Below are 20,619 nucleotides of genomic sequence, written 5' to 3'. Positions count from 1 at the left end.
GTTGCAAAGATTGCAATTATGGATCACATTTCACAACAAATGGCGAAGATTGACCCCACAGACCAAAAGATATTGCGCATCCTGTCCCGCGAAGGCCGGTTGCCCAATCTGGAACTGGCCGACCGGATCGGCCTGTCGCCCTCGGCCTGCCTTCGCCGGGTGCAGGAGCTGGAACGTCAGGGCGTGCTGAAAGGCTATCGCGCGGTGATCGATCCGGCCAAGACCGGAATCACCTTCACCGCCTATGTCACCGTGGGGCTGAACCAGCATACCAAGGCCGCGCAAGAGGCGTTCGAACGGGCAATGGCCCGTGCGCCCGAAGTGATAGAATGTCACAACATCACCGGATCGGTGGAATATCTGCTGCGGGTCGAGGCGGCAGACCTGATCGCCTACAAGCATTTCCATACCGATATTCTGGGTGCCTTGCCGCAGGTGGAACGGCTGACCACCCATGTGGTGATGGGCAGCCCCAAGGATCTGCGGGCCTGACCGGGGGAAGGTGTTCTGCGCCGCGCGCAGGGAAAGGAACACCGGCCCCGCAGCCCCGCCGTGGCGATACCGGTTTCCTTTCCGGCATGGCCACCCCGCCCCCGCCATTGCCCCGGCCGCAGGCATCCCCTAACGTCATCGCGACAATTCGGGGAGGACCGACCATGACCGACAGACCCTTGGGCTTTGACACGCTGGCCATCCATGCGGGCACCGCGCCGGACCCGGCGACCGGTGCCCGGCAGGTGCCGATCTACCAGACCACCGCCTATGTGTTCAAAGATGCCGATCACGCGGCGCGGCTGTTCAACCTGCAAGAGGTGGGCTACATCTATTCGCGCCTGACCAACCCGACCGTGGCCGCGCTGGCCAACCGGGTCTGCGCGCTTGAAGGTGGGGCGGGGGCAATCTGCTGTTCGTCGGGCCATGCAGCACAGATCATGGCGCTGTTCCCGCTGATGGGTCCGGGGCGCAACATCATCGCCTCCACCCGGCTCTATGGCGGAACGATCACCCAGTTCAGCCAGACCATCAAACGCTTTGGCTGGTCGGCCAAATTCGTCGATTTCGATGATCTGGCGGCGATCCGCGCGGCGGTGGATGATGATACCCGCGCGATCTTCTGCGAAACCATCGCCAATCCGGGTGGCTATGTCACCGATCTGGATGCCATTGCCGGTGTGGCCAATGAGGTGGGCCTGCCGCTGATCGTGGACAACACCACCGCCACGCCCTGGCTGTGCAAACCCATCGAGCATGGCGCGACGCTGGTGGTGCATTCCGCCACAAAATACCTGACCGGCAATGGCACCGTGACCGGAGGTATCGTTGTGGACAGTGGCAAGTTCGACTGGTCGGCCAGCGGCAAGTTCCCCTCGCTGTCGGAACCCGAACCCGCCTATCACGGGTTGGCCTTCCACCCCGCGCTTGGGGCCATGGCCTTCACCTTCCATTCCATCGCCGTCGGGCTGCGCGATCTGGGCATGACCATGAACCCGCAGGGCGCGCATTACACGCTGATGGGGATCGAGACCCTTGGCCTGCGGATGCAGCGCCATGTCGAGAATGCGCAGAAGGTGGCCCAGTGGCTGGAACAGGATCCGCGGATCGAGGCCGTCACCTATGCGGGCCTGCCGTCATCGCCCTGGCATGACCGGGTGGCGCGGATCGTGCCCAAGGGCGCGGGCGCGCTGTTCACCGTGGCGGTGAAGGGCGGCTATGAGGCCTGCGTGAAACTGGTCGATCACCTCAAGCTGTTCAGCCATGTGGCCAATCTGGGCGATACCCGGTCGCTCATCATCCATCCGGCGTCAACCACCCACCGGCAATTGCCGCCCGATCAGCAGGTCCGCGCCGGGGCAGCCCCCAATGTGGTGCGCCTGTCCATCGGGATCGAGGATGCCGCCGACATCATCGCCGATCTCGATCAGGCGCTGGCGGCGGCTTCGGCCTGATCCCGGAAAACCGGGGGGACACCTCCCCCCGGTCATTGCTTCGCCCATCCGGGCAATCAGTTCGCGATTTCCCAGCTGATGGTGACCTGTGCGGTGGTCTCAAGTTCGCCCCCGGCCACCGGAACCCCGGCTGCAGAGGCATCGGCGGCCATCCGCATCATCGGCATCGGGGCCGAATAGCCCGGCATTTCGACAATCGCGGTGATCTTGCCCAGGCTGACCCCGGCCGCACCGGCCAGTTGCTCGGCCCGCGCCCGCGCATCAGCCACGGCCCGCTTGCGCGCTTCGGCCAGCTTGGGGGCCAGATCGACCAGACCAAATTCGATCCCGTTCAGCGTATTGGCCCCATCCTTCACCGCAGAATCCAGCACGATGCCCAGCCCGTCCAGCTTGCGCAGCCGCACCGTCACCATGTTCGAGGCGATATAGCCGTTGATCGCGTTTTCACCGCTGGATGACGAAATCCAGTTCGGATTCAGCGACAGACCGGTGGTCTGGATATCCGCCGCAGCGATACCTGACCCTGTCAGATTGGCGATCACCTTGGCCGTTTCGGCGCTGTTTGCCGCCATGGCCGCCGCGGCGGTATCGCCTTCGGTGGTGACCCCAAGGCTGATCATCGCCATGTCGGGCGCACTGGCAACCCGGCCTTCGCCGGTAACCGTGATCACAGGGGCCGTTTCGGCCAGCGCGATGCCCGGCAGGGCCAATGCTGCCGCCATGGCAAGGCTTGTCATTTTCAACCGCATACTCGTGTCCTCCATAGACCTTTAGCGACTTTCCTCGTTTATGACGCGGTTCGAAAGGCCATCCTTGGGCCGGTCACAGGTGTTTTTCTTCCCTTCGGCGGAAAGCTGCTATACTAGGCGGGACAGCCGGACATGGCGACTCCCCGCATCCTTCCCAGCTGTGCTAGACCTGTGCAATGAAACCCAATTTTGCCCTTTCGCTTACCGATGACAGTATCGGCCTCCTGCACCGGACGGCGCGGGGATGGCTGGAAATCGGGGCAACCAGCCTTGACGCCCCCGATCTGGCCGAGGCCCTGAGCTATCTGCGCCGCTCTGCGCTCGGGCTGGCGCCGCATGGCGTGGCCACCAAGGTGGTCATCCCGAATTCGCAGATCCTTTATACCGAGGTTGCAGCCCCCGGCCCGACCGATGTGGACCGCGATCTGCAGATCCGCCGCGCGCTGGAAGGGCGCACGCCCTATGCGGTGGACGATCTGGTATTTGACTGGTCAGGCGACGATCACATCGTGCAAGTGGCCGTTGTCGCGCGCGAAACACTGGACGAGGCCGAAGCCTTCGCCACGCAATACCGGCTAAACCCGATTTCCTTCGTGGCGGTACCCGATCCGGCACAGTTCGCGGGCGAACCCTGGTTCGGGCCTTCCGCGCTGGCCGCGAGCCTTTTGGCCGATGGCGATCACGTCGAACGCGACAGCGAGGCCTTGACCGTCATTTCACGCGAGGCAGGCCGGGGCGACCGCCCGGCCGAGTCTGAGTCCTCCGCCGTTTCCTCTGGGCCTGCGGAGGATCCGGTCATGCCCGAGGCGGAACCGGAACAGCCGACAGCCGAGACGGAGCCCCCGGTTCAGGCGGACTTGCCGCTGGAGCCGCCGCCGCGCGCGGCGGGGCCGGAGGTCATTCCGCCGGTCCATGCGCCCCCGCGCCAGCCGGTCGCCCCTGATCCGGTGCTGGCCGCACCAGTTGCCCCCGAACCCGTCGCCCCCGAACCTGTTGCGAAGGCGCCGGTTGTTCGGCCTGAACCGCCACAATCCGACCCTGCGCCCCTGCCGGCCTCCGATCCCGAATATCCGATCGAAGCGCCCCCGGCCTTTGCCTCGCGCCGCGCGGCAGAACCTGCGGCCGAACCCACGCTGCGGGCCCCGGAACCGAAGCCCGAAGCCGGGCTGCCCCCCGAACCCCAGGCCGCTGGGGCAGAGGCTGCTTCGGCGCGGTTGGCTGTCACCTCGGTTACCACCAGCCATGGCCGCAAGGCCCCTGCCGCCCCGCTGACCCCGCCTGCCACCGGCCCGGCCCGGGCAGAACCCCAGCCCTATCAGCCCGAGCTGATGGACGAGGCAGCGGACGAGCCCTTTGCCGATCTGATGGTAGAGCCGAAGATCGAGGATGATCTGCCACCGGCACCGCCCGCCAGCGTGCAGGCGGCACGGGCGCGCGGGGCCGCACCGCTTGCCGCGCCTGCACGCAACCCGGCCCGCCCTGCCGCCGCGCCCAAACCTGCCAAGGGCAAGGCTCTGGGCGGGATTGTCACCGCACCTGGCATTCCGGGTTTCGGCGGGCCCAAGAAGGCCAAGCCAAACCCGGCAGCGGTAGCCGAAACGCTGGTCGCCCCGCCCCCGCCCGCCGAGCAACGGCCCTTCCGGGTCCAGCGCCCCGCGCCAAAGGGCAAGCCGAAATTCCTGGGCCTGATCCTGACCGGCCTGCTGCTGATTGCGCTTGCTGTCCTTGCGGCATGGTCGTCGATCTATCTGGCGGGCGGCAGCGATCCCGAAGATCAGACCGAGGTCGCCGCGCTGGCCCCTGAAGCCCCGGCACCTGAGGCCGCGTCACCCGACCCATCGGCAGCCCCCGCGCCTGCGTCACAGCCGCTTGCGCCCGAAGACCTGCCCCTGCCGGAGGATGAAGCCGCCGCCGATGGGGTGATCCTGCCCGAGGATGAGGCTGCGGCGGACGGGATTGCCAGTGCCGATGCCGTCCCGCCCGAAGCCCCGGTATCCGAGGCGGCGGCAGAAGCCCGGCTGCAATCGGGCGCGACCGCCCTGCCCGGCGTGGCGGATGAAATCGTGATCGCCGCAATGGATCAGCCGCCTGCCGCCTTGCCCGCCCAGCAACTGGGGGTGCCGCAACTGGCCGCAGATGCGCAACCCTCCGGGGTAGCGCTGCCGCCCCCGTTCGGCACGCAATATGAATTTGACGACAACGGCCTTATCAAACCGACGCCCGAAGGCATCCTGTCGCCCGATGGCGTGCTGCTGGTGGCTGGCCCGCCGCCAAAGCGCCCGCCAGAACGCCCGGCCAGCCTCGTGCCCCTGGCCGCTGCACCGGCACCCACGCTGGATGCCGATAATCCGCCGCCTGCCGCCGATCCGACGCTGCAAGGCCGCCGCCCCGCACCACGCCCGGCCAGCATTGCCACATTGGCAGCACCTGCAGCCACACCTGCCGTCAGTGACAACCCGCCGCCCGCCGCCGATCCGACCCTGCAAGGCCGCCGCCCCGAACCGCGCCCGGCCAGCATCGCGGCGCTGGCCCTACCCTCGGTGGCCCCTGCCGCCACCGATGATCCGCCGCCTGCCGCCGATCCGGCGCTGCAGGGTCTGCGCCCGCCCGTGCGCCCCGAAGGACTGGTGGCCAATGACGATGCCGCGCTGGACATCCCGGCAGAAACCCGTTTCGCCAGCAAGGTGCCGCGCCGTCGGCCCGCCGAAATCACCGCACAGGCCGAACAGCGCCGTCTGGATGAAGAAGCACGCAAGGTTGCCGAAGCCGCCTCTCTTTCCGCTGCCGCCGCTGCAAGAGCCCTTGCAGAGGCCGCACCGCAAGGAGAGCCTGCCGCCCTGAAACCCGAAGGGCCGTTCAGCGAATTGGCCGTGTCGATCTCGCGCCGCCCCGAACCACGCCCGCGCAATTTTGACCGCAAGGTTGCCGCTGCAGTCGCCAGTGCCGCCATCCGCCCGCGCGAGGAACCGCGCGAAAAGCCCGATGCCCCCGAGGACAAGCCCCGCCGCGCCGAACCGGGCGAGGATGAGGAACCCGATGTCGCCCCGGCCCGCACGCCAAAGGTGCCGACCAAGGGATCGGTGGCAAAGAACGCGACCTTTGCCAATGCCATTGATCTGGGCAAGACCAACCTGATCGGCGTCTATGGCACCCCGTCGCGCCGCCACGCGCTGGTGCGTCTCGGCAGCGGACAGTACAAGAAGGTCAAGGTGGGCGACCGCGTCGATGGTGGCACCGTGGCCGCCATCACCGAAAGCGAACTGCGCTACAAGAAGGGCGGGCGCATGATCACCCTGAAGATGCCCAAGACCTGATCCGCCCTACGGATTGTTTCACCCCGATTTGCTTTTGCAGCACAGTGTGTGCCCCGCCCCCCTTGCCCCGGCGGGGCCTGCCCCCGCATAGTTGCGCCATGGAACATCTTCTGCTTCAGGCTTCGATCTATCTGGGTGCCGCCGTGATTCTGGTGCCGGTCGCGGTGCGGCTGGGGCTTGGGTCGGTTCTGGGCTACCTGGCTGCCGGGTTGCTGATCGGCCCGGTGCTGGGGCTGGCCGGATCGGAAACCGCCGATCTGCAGCATTTCGCCGAATTCGGCGTGGTGATGATGCTGTTCCTGATCGGGCTGGAACTGGACCCGCGCACCCTGTGGGAAATGCGGCAGCGCCTGCTGGGTCTTGGCGGGGCGCAGGTCGTGCTGACCAGCCTGCTGATCGCGGGCGCCTTGCGCATGATGAACCTGGATTGGCCGGTGGCGCTGACGCTGGGGATGCTGCTGTCGCTGTCATCCACCGCCATCGTGCTGCAGACGCTGACGGAAAAGAACCTGTTGCGCAGTTCGGGGGGGCGATCGGTCTTTGCGGTGCTGCTGTCGCAGGATATCGCCGTGGTGCCGATGCTGGCGCTGATCCCACTGCTGGCCAGCCGCACGGCCGCCCCATCGCATGCCGACCATGGCGAAGGCGCGGCGGAACCGCTGATGTCGCTGGTGCAATCGCTGCCGGGCTGGGCGGTCACGCTGCTGACGCTGGGGGTGGTGGTGGCCATCGTGCTGGCCGGGCATTTCCTGTCGCGCCCGGTGTTCCGTTTCATCCATGCCGCGCGTCTGCCGGAAATGGGCACCTTCTTTGCCCTGCTGCTGGTGGCCGGTATCGCCTTTCTGATGGCCATGGTCGGCCTGTCGCCCGCGCTTGGCACCTTTGTGGCGGGGGTGGTTCTGGCCAATTCGGAATTCCGCCACCAGATCGAGGCCGACATGAAGCCCTTCAAGGGCCTGCTGCTGGGCCTGTTCTTCATGACGGTCGGCATCGGGATCGACCTGTCCTTGCTGGCCGATCAGCCCCTGCGCATCCTGGCGCTGACCCTGACCCTGATTGCCGTGAAGGCGGCGGTGCTGTTGGGTCTGGCCCTGGCCTTCGGATTGAAGTCGCGGGAACGGACCTTGTTCACGCTTGCCTTGGCGCAGGGTGGCGAATTCGGCTTTCTGCTGGTCAGCTTTGCCACCGCGCAGCATATCCTGCCCGAAATGGTGGCGCAGCGAACCTTGCTGGTAATCAGCCTGTCGATGCTGCTGACGCCGCTGCTGTTCATCCTGCAGGACCGGCTGGCCCGCCGCCATTCTGGCGCATCTGCCAATCAGCGCCCCGACCCGATCGACGAACAGGGCCCGGTGATCATCGCAGGCATCGGGCGCTTTGGGCAGGTGGTCAACCGGCTGGTGCGCGGGGCTGGCCTGAAAACCGTCGTGCTGGATGCCGATGCTGGCGCGATCGAACGCTTGCGACGCTTTGGCATCAAGGGCTATTTCGGCGATCCGTCCAACCCCGACCTGCTGCATGCGGCGGGGCTGGAGCAGGCGCAGGTGCTGGTGGTGGCGGTGGATGACAAGCCCAATGCGCTGCGCATCGTGGCCTTTGCCCGCAAGATGCGGCCTGATCTGCATATCGTGGCCCGCGCCTATGACCGGGTACATACCTATGAACTGTACCAGGCCGGCGCGAATGACATCGTGCGCGAAACCTTTGACAGCTCGGTCAGGGCTGGTCGCTATGTGCTGGAAAACATGGGCTTTACCGAATACGAAGCCGCAAAGCTCAGCCAGACCTATTACCGGGTTGACCGCGCGGCGATGCGCGATCTGGCCGAATTGTGGGTGCCGGGCCGCCCGCTGCACCAGACCGAGGCCTATATCGCCCGGGCCCGCCAGATCGATGATGATCTGCGCGAAGCGATGCGCGATGACCCCGACAGCCTCGCGCTGCGCGAAGCGGCCGAGTAATCAGCCCGCCGCGACGCCCGCTTCGGCAAAGGTCGCCATGCCGCTATGGCAGGCCACCGCACCTTTCAGAACCCCGATGGCCAGTGCCGCGCCCGACCCTTCGCCCAGACGCAGCCCCAGTTCCAGCAGTGGCTGCTTGCCCAGTTTCGACAACAGGGTGCGATGCGCAGCCTCGGCGCTGGCATGGCCCGCCACGCAATGATCCAGCGCGCCATCGCAGGCCTGCGCCAGAACGGCGGCGGCAGCCGTGCAGATGAACCCGTCCAGAATGACCGGGATACGTTCCGCCCGGGCGCGCGCCATTGCACCTGCCATGGCCGCAATCTCGCGCCCGCCGAGGCAGCGCAGCACCTGCAAAGGATCGCGGTCAGGATTGGCGGCCAGACCTTCGGCCACCACCTGCGTCTTGATCGCAAGCCCGTAGTCATCGACACCCGTGCCCCGGCCTGTCCATTCGCCCGGCGTGCCACCAAACAATGCGCAGGCAATCGCAGCAGCGGCGGTCGTGTTGCCGATACCCATTTCGCCCACCACCAGCAGATCCGCTGCCGGATTGACGGCCTGCCAGCCTGCCGCCAAAGCGGCCACCAACTCGGCCTCGGTCATTGCCGGGCCTTGGGTGAAATCGGCAGTGGGGCGATCCAGATCCAGCGCCTGCACCGACATTTCGGCCCCGAAGGCGCGCGACAACTGGTTGATCGCCGCCCCACCCGCCTGAAAGTTTGCCACCATCTGCACGGTCACCTCGGCCGGAAAGGCCGAAACGCCCCGCGCCGTCACGCCATGATTGCCCGCAAAGATGATGACTTGCGGCTTGTCCAGGCCGGGGCGTGCCGTTCCGCGCCAGCCCGCATACCAGATGGCCAGATCTTCCAGCCGGCCAAGCGCGCCGGGCGGTTTGGTCAACTGGCCATTGCGGTCGCGCGCACCCTGCAGGGCCGCAGCATCCGGGCCGGGGGCGGCAGCCAAAAGGGCGCGGAACTCGGAAAGCGTGGCAAAGGCGGCAGACATGGCAATGTCCTCATTGATCCCAGGTTGCGCCTTGGGTAGCGATGTTGGCAACGGAAAACCATCCCGGAAAGGGCATCGCAATGGCAGGAAACGACCCGAGCGGCATTGTGACACGCGGCCTGCATGACCTGCGCGCCGGGCTGGGGCTGCTGTCGCGCCTGCCGCTGCCCCCCTTGTCGGATTGGCCCAATCCGCCCGCTGTCTGGGCCTGGCCGCTGGCCGGTCTGGTGCTGGGTGCGCTGGCCTTGGCGGGGGGCGCTGCGGCTCTGGCGTTTGGCCTGTCGCCGGGCCTTGCGGCGGCGCTGATGCTGATGCTGGGTACGGTGATGACCGGCGCCATGCATGAAGACGGGCTGGCCGACAGTTGCGACGGGCTTTGGGGCGGATGGGATCGCGACCGGCGGCTGGCCATCATGAAAGACAGCCATATCGGCAGCTATGGTGTGATGGGGCTGGTTCTGGTGACACTGGCGCGCTGGTCGGCGCTGAGCGCGTTGCTGGCGGTGGGGCACTGGGGGGCGGCACTGGCGGCGGCGGCGATCAGCCGGGCCCCGATGGCGGTGCTGATGGCGGCCTTGCCCAATGCTCGCGGGGGCGGCCTGTCGGCATCGGTCGGCAGGCCAAGCCAGGATGCGGCGGCGGCGGCTTGCGGGGTGGCACTGCTGGCCGGGCTGATCTGCACTGGATGGGTGGCCCTGGCCATGGCGGCGGCGGCGACAGTTGTGGGCTGGCTGCTGGCGCGGATTGCCCTGCGCAAGATCGGCGGACAGACCGGCGACATTCTGGGGGCAACCCAGCAACTGACCGAACTTGCGGCATTGGCCTGCGCCACGGCCCTGCTGACATGAAAAAACCGCGCCCGAGGGCGCGGTTTCAAAGGCGAAGCATCGGGATCAGGCAGCGCGCGAGGTCAGCACCTGATCGACGGTTTTCTGCGCCTGCGCTTCATCCGCGCCCGAGACAGCGGCCACTTCGCGGGTCAGCCGTTCCAGCGCGGCTTCATAAAGCTGACGCTCGGAATAGCTTTGTTCGCGCTGATCGTCGCTGCGATGCAGATCGCGCACGACTTCGGCAATCGCCATCAGATCGCCCGAATTGATCTTCTGTTCATATTCCTGTGCGCGACGCGACCACATGGCGCGCTTGACCCGGGCCTTGCCCTTCAGGGTATCCAGCGCCTTGTTCACCACGTCGGGGGTGGACAGCTGACGCATGCCGATTTCCGTCGCCTTGTGGGTAGGCACCCGCAGGGTCATCTTGTCCTTTTCGAAGGAGATCACGAACAATTCCAGATGGATGCCCGCAATTTCCTGTTCTTCGATCGAAATGATCCTGCCCACGCCATGGGCCGGATAGACAACAAATTCATCGGGACGGAATTCAGGCTTTTTGGTCTTGGTCATTCCAGCGGCTTCCTCATGCGCAGGTGTCTGATCTTCCCACGAAAAAACCCGGCCGAAAGCGCTTGCTTTCAGCTGTTTCGGGCATTCTTTCACAAGAAATCCCGTCTCAGGCGAGCAGTCCTGAGGCGGCGGTCAGGCATCCATGCTTGGTTTGTGACGTCTGTATAACACAGAATCAGCCCGATTCCAACTGCGCCCGACACATCAGATGCCAAGGCAGCAGCCAATCAGGCCAATTTTTCCGCAATTCCGTTACGTCAAGGTTAACGGGATCAGCTCCCCTGCCCCGGATTGGGCGAGAAATAGCGTTCCAGCTTGTTCTTTTCGCCGTCGCGGTCCTTCGCTTCGGGCAGCGGATCGCGCTTTTGGGTGATCACCGGCCAAAGCTCCGCATATTTGCGGTTGAACTCGACCCAAGCATCCATATCCGGTTCGGTATCCGGGCGGATGGCATCGGCCGGGCATTCCGGTTCGCAGACCCCGCAATCGATACATTCATCCGGATGGATGACCAGCGTGTTCTCGCCTTCATAGAAACAGTCCACCGGACAGACTTCGACGCAGTCGGTGTATTTGCAGGCGATGCAGTTGTCGGTCACCACATAGGTCATGGCACGATCCCGGTCAGAGTTGGCTGCGGTCTAGCTAGTCCAACCGCGCCGGGGGATCAAGCGGGGTTGCAGGCCCCGGATCGCAGGCGCGGCAGGTTTGGCGATCATTCCGGGAAATCGTTCCTGAAATCTGCCGCTTCATCGGTATCCTGTTCCGACAGATCGGCAGGATCCGGATTCGATTGTGGATCAAGATCGCGATAAAGCGTCTGCGCCTCGGTCGCAGGTCCGCGGCGCTGCCCGGGGGCCAGCACCCGGATCAACCGGATGCGCCCACCTTGCGGAAAGGTCAGCGTGTCCCCTTCCCCGACCTGATGGCCGGGTTTCAGGCAGCGCTGGCCATTCAGCCGCAAATGGCCTTCAGCGATCATCTCGCAGGCCATGGGACGCGATCTGAAGAACCGCGCCTGCCAAAGCCATTTGTCCAGCCGGATGGTGTCGCGCGCTGGCGCCACCGGTTTGCGGCTGTCCTCCGGGCGATACTTGGCCAATCAGACCTTGCCCTTCAAAGCCAGCAATGCCGCGAAGGGATTGTCGGGATCTATCGGCTTTTCGGCGCGCGGCGGGCGGGTCTCGAAGTTGCGGGGCTTGTTGTCCTTGCCGCCATCGCGATCGCGACGCGGACCCTTGCCGTGATCGCGCCCTTCGGGCTTGCCGCCCTTGCGGTGATCGTCACGCTTTTCGCCACCTTCGCGGCGCGGGCGGTCCTCACGCGGCTTGTCGCTGCGTTCGGCCCCCTCGCGCGGGGCACGCGCCGGGCGATCTCCGCGCGGCTGACCTTCGCCACCTTCACGGCGCGGCCCCCGGCCTTCGCGGCCCTGCCCCTCACGCGCTTGCCCGTCGCGCCCCTGCCCTTCACGACGGGGGCCGCGATGGTCATTGCGCGGGCGCGGGGCCCAGGTGAAGGTATAGAAGGTTTCCATTTCGGGCGGCGGGGCTTCGGCCCCTTCGGGCAGCGGTTCTTCGGGCACGGGGGCCAGAACCGAAACCTCTTCCGGAATCGGGGCCGTGCTGGTTTCGGTCGCCACCGGCGGCAGCGGTGCGCGCACCTTCACCCGTTCTGCCTTTTCGCCCTTGTAGCCCAGCCCGCCCATCAGATCGGCGAATTGTTCCAGCGTCATGCCGGTGATCGACAGCATGTCGGGCGTGGCTTCGAACCCGGCCCGGCTGTCCTTGGCACGCAGCAGATCGGCCAGACGTTCCAGCATGTCGATGCGGATGGCACGGCTGCCCGCCGGGCGATAGCCGGCCAGCGTATAGTGATCCTTCGGCACTTCGGCGATATTCGGAATGGTCACCAGACCCGGAGGCGGGCTTTCAGGGAATTCCTGCAGGCCCTTGGCCAGCGACCACAGAACCAGCCGCAGCCGGGTTGGCGCGGGCTTGAGCAGCAGCGGCAGGAAGATGGTGTATTGGCCAAAACGCACGCCATGCTTGCGCAGGCTGGCGCGCGCCTCCTGATCCAGCGCCTTTACATCGTCGTTCACGCTTTCACGGGTGACAACGCCCAGGCCTTCGACCAGACGGAAGGCAAAGCCGCGGGCCAGGCCCTGCAGGTTTTCATCGCGGCCAAGCGCCAGCAGCGGCTCGAACAAGGCGGCAATCTTGCGGTCGATGAAATGCTGCAGGCGGCGCTTCACCTTTTCGGTGACGTCATACCCGGCCTCTTCATCGACAAAGGCTTCGACCTGCGGCTTCATCGCCTCGGCCCCGGCCACCAGCTTGCCCACCGCCGAGCCGCCCCACATCAGGCCGCCCTGTTCGGTGAAATCCATCTCGGTATCGGGCGCGTTATAGAACTTGTCCGCCCGCAGATGGAATTCGGGGCGCAGCGCTTCATAGGCCGCCTGCCGCATCACCCGCGCTTCCTCGCCTGTTGCCGAGGCATCCTGACGGAAACGGAACCCTTCGAGACGGCCGACGAATTCGCCTTCGACCATCACTTCACCCTTGTCATTCACCTCAGCCACAAGGCTCTCCTTCTGTTTCAACCGGCGCATCAGGACCGATGTGCGCCGATCGACAAATCTTTGCGTCAGCCGCGCATGCAGCGCATCCGACAGTCGGTCTTCTACAGCGCGGGTTTCCTCGCGCCAATGGGTTTCATCCTCGACCCAGCCCTTGCGCTGCGCAACATATGTCCAGGTGCGGATATAGGCCAGCCGTTTTGAAAGCGCGTCAATATCCCCGTCGCTGCGATCAATCCGCGCAATGGCCCGGGCCAGCCAGTCGGCCGGAACCCGCCCCGCCCGCAGGAATCCGTGGATGCGCGACAGAAGCTGCACATGATCGCCCCCGCCGACCGAGCGGAAATCGGGGATGCGGCACACATCCCACAGCAGGCGCACCCCCTGCGGCCCCAGCTTGGATGCCTGCAGATCGGGCAGATCGGCCAGCGCCTTCAGCGCCTGAAGATCGTCCGATTCCCGGGTGCGCATCAGCCATTCATTACCGGTTGGCGCCTCGAGCGAGGCAATCAGCCGCGCCACGCTGCCGAAATCCAGATCGGGGTTGCGCCACATCAGCTTGCGCACAGGGGCGAAGCGATGTTCCTCGATGGCTTCGACAATATCCTCGTCCAGCGGCCCGGCCTCGCCCGTCGTGCCAAAGGTGCCCGATTCCATGTGCCGTCCGGCCCGGCCCGCGATCTGGCCCATTTCATGCGGGAACAGGGGACGCATCCGCCGCCCGTCAAACTTGTGGGTGCTGGAAAAGGCGACATGCTTGATGTCCAGGTTCAAGCCCATGCCGATGGCATCGGTCGCCACCAGATAATCCACATCGCCATTCTGATAGAGGGCGACCTGTGCATTGCGGGTGCGGGGCGACAAGGCCCCCATCACCACGGCGCAGCCGCCCTTCTGCCGCCGGATCAGTTCGGCAATCGCATAGACATCATCAATGGAAAAGCCGACGATGGCCGACCGGGTCGGCATGCGGCTGATCTTCTTCTGGCCCGAATAGCTCAGCGTGGAAAGCCGGTCGCGCCGCAGGAACTGTGTCTGCGGGATCAGCGCGGCAATGGCGGGGCGCATGGAATCAGAGCCGAGGAACATCGTCTCGACCAGCCCGCGCGCGCGCAGCAGCCGGTCGGTGAAGACATGGCCGCGATCCGGGTCACCGCACAACTGGATTTCATCCACCGCCACGAAATCGGCGCCGATCTCCTGCGGCATCGCTTCGACCGTGCAGACCCAATACTGGGTGCGTTCGGGCACGATGCGTTCTTCGCCAGTCACCAGCGCCACGACCGATGGCCCGCGCGCCTTGACGATGCGGTCATAGACCTCGCGCGCCAGAAGCCGCAACGGAAAGCCGATCACCCCGGTGCGATGGCCCAGCATCCGTTCGATGGCATAATGTGTCTTGCCGGTATTGGTCGGTCCCAGAACCGCCGTCACCCGTCCTTGCGCTGCCATGCCGCCGGTGCCTTCAGATTTCCTGCCCGGCGACCTTGGCCTCCAGACGCTTCACCGCATCCTCTATCCCGTCGAGATGCGGATGTATAGCAAGCGCGGCGCGATAGACTTCCAGGGCCTGCGCCGGCCGGTCGATGGTTTCCAGAATGGCCCCGAACCCGGCCAAAGCGCCGAAATGCCGGGGATTGAGCGCCAGAACCCGCTGCAGATCGGCAATGGCCGGTCCGGTGCGCCCGGCATGGAAATAGGCCAGGGCCCGGGCATTCCAGCCTTCGGCGAAATCGGGCGCGTGATCGGTCAGCGCCGTCAGATGATCGATGGCCTCGGTGATCTCGCCCTGTTCCAGCGCGGCATTGCCCCGTTCCAACAGCAGATCCATCGCCGCCGACCCGGAACGCGACCAGATCCGCTCGATGTCATCCGCGATGCGCCGCGCCTCGGCGCGATCAGCCCCCTGCAGGTCGAAAAACAGCCGGTCCAGATCCTCGGCCCCCGCCGCGCGTGCCGCTGCGTCACAAAGCGGCAGTGCCAGCACTGCCGCAACGACAAGGTTGAGTATGCGTAACCGGAGTTTCATGATCTGCACTGTATCGCAAGAGATGCGAAATGCCATAAGGCTTGGGTCACATTCCGGCGACAGCCGCGACAAAACGAAGGAACACAAGATGAGCGAGATCATTTCCACCGCAGTCGAAGCCCTGTCGGCCAAATTGCCCAGCTTTGACGGCGTGGCCAAATTCGTCATTCCCGGCGAAGGTGCCATCATGATCGATGGTGCAGGCGTGCGCGCAGGCGATGACGAAGCCGATGTGACCCTGACCGCCGAGGCTGATGTGTTCCGCGCCATTCTGGACGGCGAGATGAACCCGACCTCGGCCTTCATGTCCGGCAAATTGGCGGTCGATGGCAATATGGGCCTTGCCATGCAACTGGCGGCCACCCTGGCCTGAACCATGACAGCCCCCCTGTTCCAGCATCTGGCGCAGGGTCCCGAAGGGGGCCAGGCCCATTGGCGCATGACGCCCGATGGTGCCCGGCTTCGTCTGGTGCATTGGCCCGCCGCCCGGGCACGGGGCACCGTGCTTCTGTTCAACGGGCGGTCGGAATATGCCGAAAAATACGGGCCCGCAGCGACCCGGCTGACTGCGGCAGGCTGGCATGTCGTCACGCTGGACTGGCGCGGGCAGGGTCTGTCGAGCCGCCACCATCCCGACCCGATGCTGGGCCATGTCGGGGATTTTGCGGAGTATCAGCAGGATGTGGCGGCGCTGATGGGGTTCATGCGCGAGAGCGGCCTGCCCGAACCGCTGCATCTGCTTGCCCATTCGATGGGCGGCTGTATCGGCCTGCGGTCGCTGCTGCAGGGGCTGCCGGTGCGGTCAGCGGCCTTGTCGGCCCCGATGTGGGGCATCCGCCTGTTCCCGACTGTCACGCCGGTCGCCATGAACCTGTCCTGGCTGGCCCATCAGGCCGGGCATGGCCATCGGCTGACGCCGACCACCACCCGTGTCAGCTATGTGCTTCATGCCGGATTTCGCGGCAATCTGCTGACCCGAGACCCGGAAATGTGGACCTGGATGCGCCAGCATCTGACGGCAGAACCCGGGCTGGCACTGGGTGGGCCGACCCTGACATGGCTGCATGCCGCCTTTACCGAGATGACGGCCCTGATGCGTGCCCCTGCCCCGAACCTGCCCGCCTATGTCGCCTTGGGCACGCGCGAACGCATCGTCTGCCCGCGCAGCATCCGTCGTCGGCTGTCCACATGGACCGGGGCGCGGCTGGAGCCCTATACCGGTGCCGAACACGAGGTGATGATGGAAGTGCCGCGCCATCGCGAACATTTCCTGCAGGCCTGCCTGACCCTGTTCGACCATCATTCCTGAAAAACAGCGGCGTGCCTTGGGGGCATCGAGCGCCATCGCCTGAGGAAGCCGCGCGCGCAGCGCGGCTGACGAGGCAAAAACCGTGCAGCCCCCCGCAGGGGGGCTGCTCCGCAAGATCACTGCCGGGGATTACAGGCAGATCTGGGTAAAGCCGTCCCGCAAGGCGCGCGACCAGGCCTCGCTCATCGCCGCGAATTGCGAATCTCCTGCCTCGATCCGGCGGCGCAGCGTCACGCGGCAAGCATCGCGTTCGATCACCGCCAGATCCAGCGGCATGCCCACCGACAGGTTCGACCGCAGTGTCGAATCCATGCTCAGCAGCACGGCCTTCTGCGCATCCTGCAGGCTGGTATCAGGACGCACCACCCGGTCCAGGATCGGCTTGCCATATTTATGTTCCCCGATCTGCAGAAAGGGGGTGTCTTCGGTTGCCTCGATGAAATTGCCTTCGGGATAGATCAGGAACAGCCGCATCACCCCGCCCTTACGCTGCCCCGCCACGATCATGCTGGCCGAGGCCAGCTGGCGCATCGTGGCCAGTTTCTCGTCGATCTCGGCCCGGACCGAAGCCAGCATGTTGCCGACGATTTCGGCCACCTTGAGCATGGTGGGCGCCTGCATGATCGAGGTTTCGCCGGTCGCGCCATCATCTTCGATCGCTTCGCGCAGGCGGGCGATGGTGGTCTGGGTCACACTCAGGCTGCCGGCGGTCATGATGGTGATCACCCGCTCGCCCGGTTCTTCAAAGGTGAACATCTTGCGATAGGTCGAGATGTTGTCCAGCCCCGCATTGGTCCGGGTGTCGGACAGCAGCACCATGCCTTCATTCAGCAGAAGGCCCACGCAATAGGTCATGATCGTTTCCGTTTCGGCAGGTTTGGCGCAACACTATTGCTGCGCCGCCCCGGGTGCAACCGTGGCTATTGCTGGCTCTGGCTTTGGGTCTGCCCTGTCGGCGCCAGAACACGGACCGTCACATCCATCCGTTCCACCCCCGGCCCGCGGGCAATGCCCCGGATCGGGGCGGCATCCTGCGCATCAAAGCCCGAACCCAGCCGGATATAGCGTGCATCGGGACAGCACCGATTCGCCGGATCAAATCCGATCCAGCCCAGCCCGCCGATCCACAATTCGGCCCAGGCATGGGCAGCCTCATGCGGGGTGCCTTCGGCATCGGCGAACAGATAGCCCGAGACATATCGGGCCGGAATCCCGCGCGCGCGCGCCATGGCGATCAGGGCCTGCGCATGATCCTGGCAAACCCCCGCCCCGCGCGCCAGCGCCTCGGCGGCGGTGGTCTGCGCCTCGGTCACGCCGGGGGTATAGGTGATGGCATCGGCCACAGCTGCCGACAGGCGATGCGCGGCATCAAGACTGCCCTCCGCCCCTTCTGCCGCCACGGCCAGCGCGACCAGCGCCGGATCAGCCCATGTGGCCGCCGTTTCGCGCAGATAGACCTCGGGGCGCACGCCTTCGCGATGGCCGCGCAGAACCCCGGCCAGATCGAGCGTTTCCACCGTGCCGCGCACCCGCACCACGATTTCAGACACCGGGCCGGGCACCGACCACGCGGTGATCCGGTCGCCCGCGCCATCGCGGAAGGTGCCGCCCTTCACGCCGTCGGTCACCTCCACCATCCAGTCGGCAACCATCTGGCCTTCAAACACCGAAGGCGTCAGCCGGTGGCTTTGCACCACGCCGCGCACCGGCTGGTCATAGCTGTATCGCGTCACATGATCGACAGTCAGGCGCATCAGCGAACATCCCCGCTCAGGTAGGATTCATGGATGACATGGCCCAGATCGGCCGAATCGCGGATGAAGCGCGACAGGAATTCATGCAGCCCTTCATCAAAGATCGCATCCGCCGTGGTGGTTTCCAGCTCGGCCAGCATGGCCTGCGCCTTGCCCTGCGCCGCCGTCATCCGGCCATAGGCCTTGGCCAGCCGCCCCAGATGATTGGTGACCCCGGCCACACAGGTGATGAGCGCGCGCGGGCTTTGCGGGTTGAGGATCAGGAAATGCGCGATCTTGGCCGCCGTCACCTCGCCCCCATAGGCCCAATGGAAAGCGCGCTGCGCCCCCATGGCACGCAGAAGCGTGGTCCATTGGTAATTGTCGAGGCCTGAGCCCACGAAATCCACCCGGGGAAGCAGGACGTAATATTTCACATCCATCATCCGCGCGGTATTGTCGCCACGTTCCAGATAATAACCGATATTCAGGAAGTTATAGCCATCATTGCGCAACAGTGTGGCGTCGATGGCGCCGCGCACCATGGCGGAATGGCGCATGACCCAATCGGTGAGGCGGCTGAGTTCCAGTTCCGAACGCGGCGTGCGTTCCAGCTGGCGCAATTCCTGAAAGGCGGTATTCAGCGCATCCCAGACCTGGCTTGTCAGCGCCGTGCGCACGATGCGGCCATTTTCCCGCGCCGCCGTGATGCAACTGGCCACGCTGGACGAATTGTCGCGATCGAAGAACAGCCAGCTTTCCAGATTGCGCTGCACCGGATCGCCGTATTTCTTGGCAAAGCCATCGGCGGTGCCAGAAGATTGCAACAGGCTGTCCCATTCGCTGCGATAGCCATGGACCGAAGGCAGCAGCGAAATCCGTGATCCCACTTCCAGCAGGCGCGCGGCGATGTCGGCGCGTTCCATGTAGCGGGCGATCCAGTAAAGGTTGTCTGCGGTTCTGCTCAGCATCTGTGTTACTCCGCCAACACCCAGGTATCCTTGACGCCCCCGCCCTGGGACGAGTTCACCACCAGACTACCCTCTTTCAGCGCGACCCGTGTCAGGGCACCGGGCACAAGGTCGATGTTTTCGCCCACCAGACAATAGGGCCGCAGATCGACATGGCGCGGCGCAATGCCCTGTTCGACAAAGGTCGGCGTGGTGGAAAGCGCCAGCGTTGGCTGGGCAATGTAGTTCCCCGGATCGTCCACGACCTTGGCGCGGAAGGTCTCGATCTGCTCCTTGGTCGATTTCGGCCCGACAAGCATGCCGTACCCGCCCGAGCCATGCACTTCCTTCACCACCAGATCGCCCAGGTTTTCCAGCACATATTTCAGATCATCGGCCTTGCCGCATTGCCAGGTCGGCACATTTTGCAGGATGGGTTCTTCCCCCAGATAGAAGCGCACCATTTCCGGCACATAGGTATAAACCGCCTTGTCATCGGCCACCCCGGCACCGGGCGCCGAACAGATGGAAACCCCTCCCGAACGATAGACATCCATCAACCCCGGAATGCCCAGCATGCTGTCAGGGCGGAAGCAGAGCGGATCGATGAAGGCGTCATCGATGCGGCGATAGATGACATCCACCCGCTGCGGGCCTTCGGTCGTGCGCATCCAGACATATTCGCCTTCGACAAACAGGTCCTGCCCTTCGACCAGTTCGATCCCCATCAGATCGGCCAGGAAGCTGTGTTCGTAATAGGCGCTGTTGAAATGGCCCGGCGTCAGCAGCACGACGCGCGGTTCGCCCTTGCATTTGGCGGGCGCAACCGAGGCCAGCGTCCGGCGCAGCCTTTCGCTGTAGCTGTCCACCGGCTGAATGCGGTTTTCGCGGAACAGGGCCGGGAACATCCGCATCATGATTTCGCGGTTTTCCAGCATGTAGCTGACACCCGAAGGGGTGCGGCAATTGTCCTCCAGCACGAAGAAATCATCCGGGCCGGTGCGGACAAGATCGATCCCCACGATATGCGAATACACCCCTTTGGGGGGGACGAACCCCACCACCGCCTTTTCATAGGCTTCGTTTTCATAGACCAGCCGCGCCGGGATGCGCCCCGCCTTGACGATTTCGCCCCGGCCATAGACATCGACCAGAAAGGCGTTGAGCGCCCGCGCCCGTTGCTTGATCCCGCGTTCCAGCCGGGCCCATTCCGCAGCGGTAAAGACCCGCGGAAACATGTCGAACGGGATCAGCCGGTCCGGGTCTCCGCCTTCGCCATATACGGCAAAGGTGATGCCGATGCGGCGGAACAGGGCCTCGGCCTCGGCCTGTTTCATCTGCCGGAACTCGGCCGGCATGGTTTTCATCCAGTCTTCCAACCGGGCATAGGGCGGGCGCACCGCCCCGTTCTGGTACATTTCGTTGAAGTATTCCGTCACCTGAACCACCCCCGTCCTTGGTATGGCCAGTTAAGCAATGCGCTTTGCGGGATTGAAGCGGTCATGTCGCATTTTGTGGCGGTTTTGAAAGAAAATTGCGAGACGCATCACGGTATGCCTAATTTTTGTGCAGATTTTCCACTCCAAGCCCGTTCAAAGCCCTTTGGCTGCCTGTCAGAAAGCCAAATCGCCCCTGA

Annotated in this window: 18 protein-coding genes; 7 read left to right on the top strand and 11 right to left on the bottom strand. The window is 65.0% G+C overall.

Annotation, left to right across the window (positions count from 1 at the left end):
- Positions 1-39: 39 nt before the first annotated feature.
- Positions 40-492, top strand: a complete 453-nt coding sequence (locus V6590_RS05365; RefSeq protein ID WP_335420666.1) for an Lrp/AsnC family transcriptional regulator — start codon at positions 40-42, stop codon at positions 490-492.
- 164 nt (positions 493-656) lie between these two features.
- Positions 657-1,946, top strand: coding sequence for an O-acetylhomoserine aminocarboxypropyltransferase/cysteine synthase family protein (locus V6590_RS05360; protein ID WP_335420663.1), 1,290 nt, complete (start codon positions 657-659; stop codon positions 1,944-1,946).
- A 56-nt stretch (positions 1,947-2,002) separates the two neighbouring features.
- Here the strand turns inward: V6590_RS05360 and V6590_RS05355 are convergent, their stop codons facing one another.
- Positions 2,003-2,695 (bottom strand): SIMPL domain-containing protein, encoded by a 693-nt coding sequence (locus V6590_RS05355; protein WP_335420660.1) that lies wholly within the window; start codon positions 2,693-2,695, stop codon positions 2,003-2,005.
- Between the two features lie 176 nt (positions 2,696-2,871).
- Between V6590_RS05355 and V6590_RS05350 the strand changes: the two genes are divergently transcribed.
- The gene (locus V6590_RS05350; protein ID WP_335420657.1) at positions 2,872-6,009 is read left to right on the top strand and encodes a hypothetical protein; all 3,138 of its coding nucleotides are present in this window, start codon (positions 2,872-2,874) and stop codon (positions 6,007-6,009) included.
- Between the two features lie 98 nt (positions 6,010-6,107).
- Complete coding sequence (locus V6590_RS05345) at positions 6,108-7,970, top strand: monovalent cation:proton antiporter-2 (CPA2) family protein (RefSeq protein ID WP_335420654.1); 1,863 nt, start codon at positions 6,108-6,110, stop codon at positions 7,968-7,970.
- Here the strand turns inward: V6590_RS05345 and cobT are convergent, their stop codons facing one another.
- Entirely contained in the window at positions 7,971-8,981 is a 1,011-nt protein-coding gene (gene cobT / locus V6590_RS05340) for a nicotinate-nucleotide--dimethylbenzimidazole phosphoribosyltransferase (protein ID WP_335420651.1), read from the bottom strand. It abuts the gene before it with no gap.
- Positions 8,982-9,061: 80 nt separating this feature from the next.
- On the opposite strand from cobT, the gene cobS reads away from it, so the two are divergent.
- Positions 9,062-9,829: an adenosylcobinamide-GDP ribazoletransferase gene (cobS, locus tag V6590_RS05335; protein ID WP_335420650.1), complete on the top strand. Its 768-nt coding sequence runs from the start codon at positions 9,062-9,064 to the stop codon at positions 9,827-9,829.
- A gap of 45 nt (positions 9,830-9,874) precedes the next feature.
- Here cobS and V6590_RS05330 read toward each other — a convergent pair whose 3' ends face one another.
- The 5 genes from V6590_RS05330 to V6590_RS05310 all read right to left on the bottom strand — a co-directional run bounded on the left by V6590_RS05330 (position 9,875) and on the right by V6590_RS05310 (position 14,991).
- Complete coding sequence (locus V6590_RS05330) at positions 9,875-10,384, bottom strand: CarD family transcriptional regulator (protein ID WP_335420647.1); 510 nt, start codon at positions 10,382-10,384, stop codon at positions 9,875-9,877.
- 272 nt (positions 10,385-10,656) lie between these two features.
- Positions 10,657-10,995, bottom strand: a complete 339-nt coding sequence (gene fdxA / locus V6590_RS05325; protein ID WP_335420645.1) for a ferredoxin FdxA — start codon at positions 10,993-10,995, stop codon at positions 10,657-10,659.
- 104 nt (positions 10,996-11,099) lie between these two features.
- Entirely contained in the window at positions 11,100-11,486 is a 387-nt protein-coding gene (locus V6590_RS05320; protein WP_335420642.1) for an RNA-binding S4 domain-containing protein, read from the bottom strand.
- A complete protein-coding gene (locus tag V6590_RS05315) occupies positions 11,487-14,414 on the bottom strand; it encodes a helicase-related protein (RefSeq protein WP_335420639.1) in 2,928 nt (975 codons plus the stop codon). It lies immediately after the preceding gene.
- 13 nt (positions 14,415-14,427) lie between these two features.
- On the bottom strand, positions 14,428-14,991 hold the full coding sequence (locus V6590_RS05310) for a tetratricopeptide repeat protein (protein ID WP_335420636.1): 564 nt from the start codon (positions 14,989-14,991) through the stop codon (positions 14,428-14,430).
- Between the two features lie 88 nt (positions 14,992-15,079).
- On the opposite strand from V6590_RS05310, the gene V6590_RS05305 reads away from it, so the two are divergent.
- Positions 15,080-15,364, top strand: coding sequence for an SCP2 sterol-binding domain-containing protein (locus V6590_RS05305; protein WP_335420633.1), 285 nt, complete (start codon positions 15,080-15,082; stop codon positions 15,362-15,364).
- A gap of 3 nt (positions 15,365-15,367) precedes the next feature.
- Positions 15,368-16,300 carry an alpha/beta fold hydrolase gene (locus tag V6590_RS05300; RefSeq protein ID WP_335420631.1) on the top strand — a complete coding sequence of 311 codons (933 nt, stop codon included), beginning with the start codon at positions 15,368-15,370 and terminating at the stop codon, positions 16,298-16,300.
- Positions 16,301-16,429: 129 nt separating this feature from the next.
- Here V6590_RS05300 and V6590_RS05295 read toward each other — a convergent pair whose 3' ends face one another.
- The 4 genes from V6590_RS05295 to V6590_RS05280 form a co-directional block, all read right to left on the bottom strand.
- Positions 16,430-17,155: a proteasome-type protease gene (locus tag V6590_RS05295; protein WP_335420626.1), complete on the bottom strand. Its 726-nt coding sequence runs from the start codon at positions 17,153-17,155 to the stop codon at positions 16,430-16,432.
- A 65-nt stretch (positions 17,156-17,220) separates the two neighbouring features.
- A complete protein-coding gene (locus V6590_RS05290) occupies positions 17,221-18,054 on the bottom strand; it encodes a transglutaminase family protein (RefSeq protein ID WP_335420624.1) in 834 nt (277 codons plus the stop codon).
- A complete protein-coding gene (locus V6590_RS05285) occupies positions 18,054-19,004 on the bottom strand; it encodes an alpha-E domain-containing protein (protein ID WP_335420621.1) in 951 nt (316 codons plus the stop codon). The genes V6590_RS05290 and V6590_RS05285 overlap by 1 nt, the downstream gene beginning before the upstream one ends.
- A 5-nt stretch (positions 19,005-19,009) precedes the next feature.
- Complete coding sequence (locus V6590_RS05280) at positions 19,010-20,401, bottom strand: circularly permuted type 2 ATP-grasp protein (protein WP_335420871.1); 1,392 nt, start codon at positions 20,399-20,401, stop codon at positions 19,010-19,012.
- Between the last annotated feature and the right edge of the window lie 218 nt (positions 20,402-20,619).

It is taken from the genome of Gemmobacter denitrificans, from assembly GCF_036964905.1.
GTDB classification, from domain to species: domain Bacteria; phylum Pseudomonadota; class Alphaproteobacteria; order Rhodobacterales; family Rhodobacteraceae; genus Gemmobacter; species Gemmobacter denitrificans.
Note: the sequence above shows the minus strand (reverse complement) of the source record. Positions and strands in the feature narration are given on the sequence as shown.

Coding starts and splice junctions, on each gene's coding strand:
- V6590_RS05365 (WP_335420666.1), top strand. CDS start 40: ATGGCGAAGATTGACCCCACAGACCAAAAGATATTGCGCATCCTGTCC.
- V6590_RS05360 (WP_335420663.1), top strand. CDS start 657: ATGACCGACAGACCCTTGGGCTTTGACACGCTGGCCATCCATGCGGGC.
- V6590_RS05355 (WP_335420660.1), bottom strand. CDS start 2,695: ATGCGGTTGAAAATGACAAGCCTTGCCATGGCGGCAGCATTGGCCCTG.
- V6590_RS05350 (WP_335420657.1), top strand. CDS start 2,872: ATGAAACCCAATTTTGCCCTTTCGCTTACCGATGACAGTATCGGCCTC.
- V6590_RS05345 (WP_335420654.1), top strand. CDS start 6,108: ATGGAACATCTTCTGCTTCAGGCTTCGATCTATCTGGGTGCCGCCGTG.
- cobT (WP_335420651.1), bottom strand. CDS start 8,981: ATGTCTGCCGCCTTTGCCACGCTTTCCGAGTTCCGCGCCCTTTTGGCT.
- cobS (WP_335420650.1), top strand. CDS start 9,062: ATGGCAGGAAACGACCCGAGCGGCATTGTGACACGCGGCCTGCATGAC.
- V6590_RS05330 (WP_335420647.1), bottom strand. CDS start 10,384: ATGACCAAGACCAAAAAGCCTGAATTCCGTCCCGATGAATTTGTTGTC.
- fdxA (WP_335420645.1), bottom strand. CDS start 10,995: ATGACCTATGTGGTGACCGACAACTGCATCGCCTGCAAATACACCGAC.
- V6590_RS05315 (WP_335420639.1), bottom strand. CDS start 14,414: ATGGCAGCGCAAGGACGGGTGACGGCGGTTCTGGGACCGACCAATACC.
- V6590_RS05310 (WP_335420636.1), bottom strand. CDS start 14,991: ATGAAACTCCGGTTACGCATACTCAACCTTGTCGTTGCGGCAGTGCTG.
- V6590_RS05305 (WP_335420633.1), top strand. CDS start 15,080: ATGAGCGAGATCATTTCCACCGCAGTCGAAGCCCTGTCGGCCAAATTG.
- V6590_RS05300 (WP_335420631.1), top strand. CDS start 15,368: ATGACAGCCCCCCTGTTCCAGCATCTGGCGCAGGGTCCCGAAGGGGGC.
- V6590_RS05295 (WP_335420626.1), bottom strand. CDS start 17,155: ATGACCTATTGCGTGGGCCTTCTGCTGAATGAAGGCATGGTGCTGCTG.
- V6590_RS05290 (WP_335420624.1), bottom strand. CDS start 18,054: ATGCGCCTGACTGTCGATCATGTGACGCGATACAGCTATGACCAGCCG.
- V6590_RS05285 (WP_335420621.1), bottom strand. CDS start 19,004: ATGCTGAGCAGAACCGCAGACAACCTTTACTGGATCGCCCGCTACATG.
- V6590_RS05280 (WP_335420871.1), bottom strand. CDS start 20,401: ATGTACCAGAACGGGGCGGTGCGCCCGCCCTATGCCCGGTTGGAAGAC.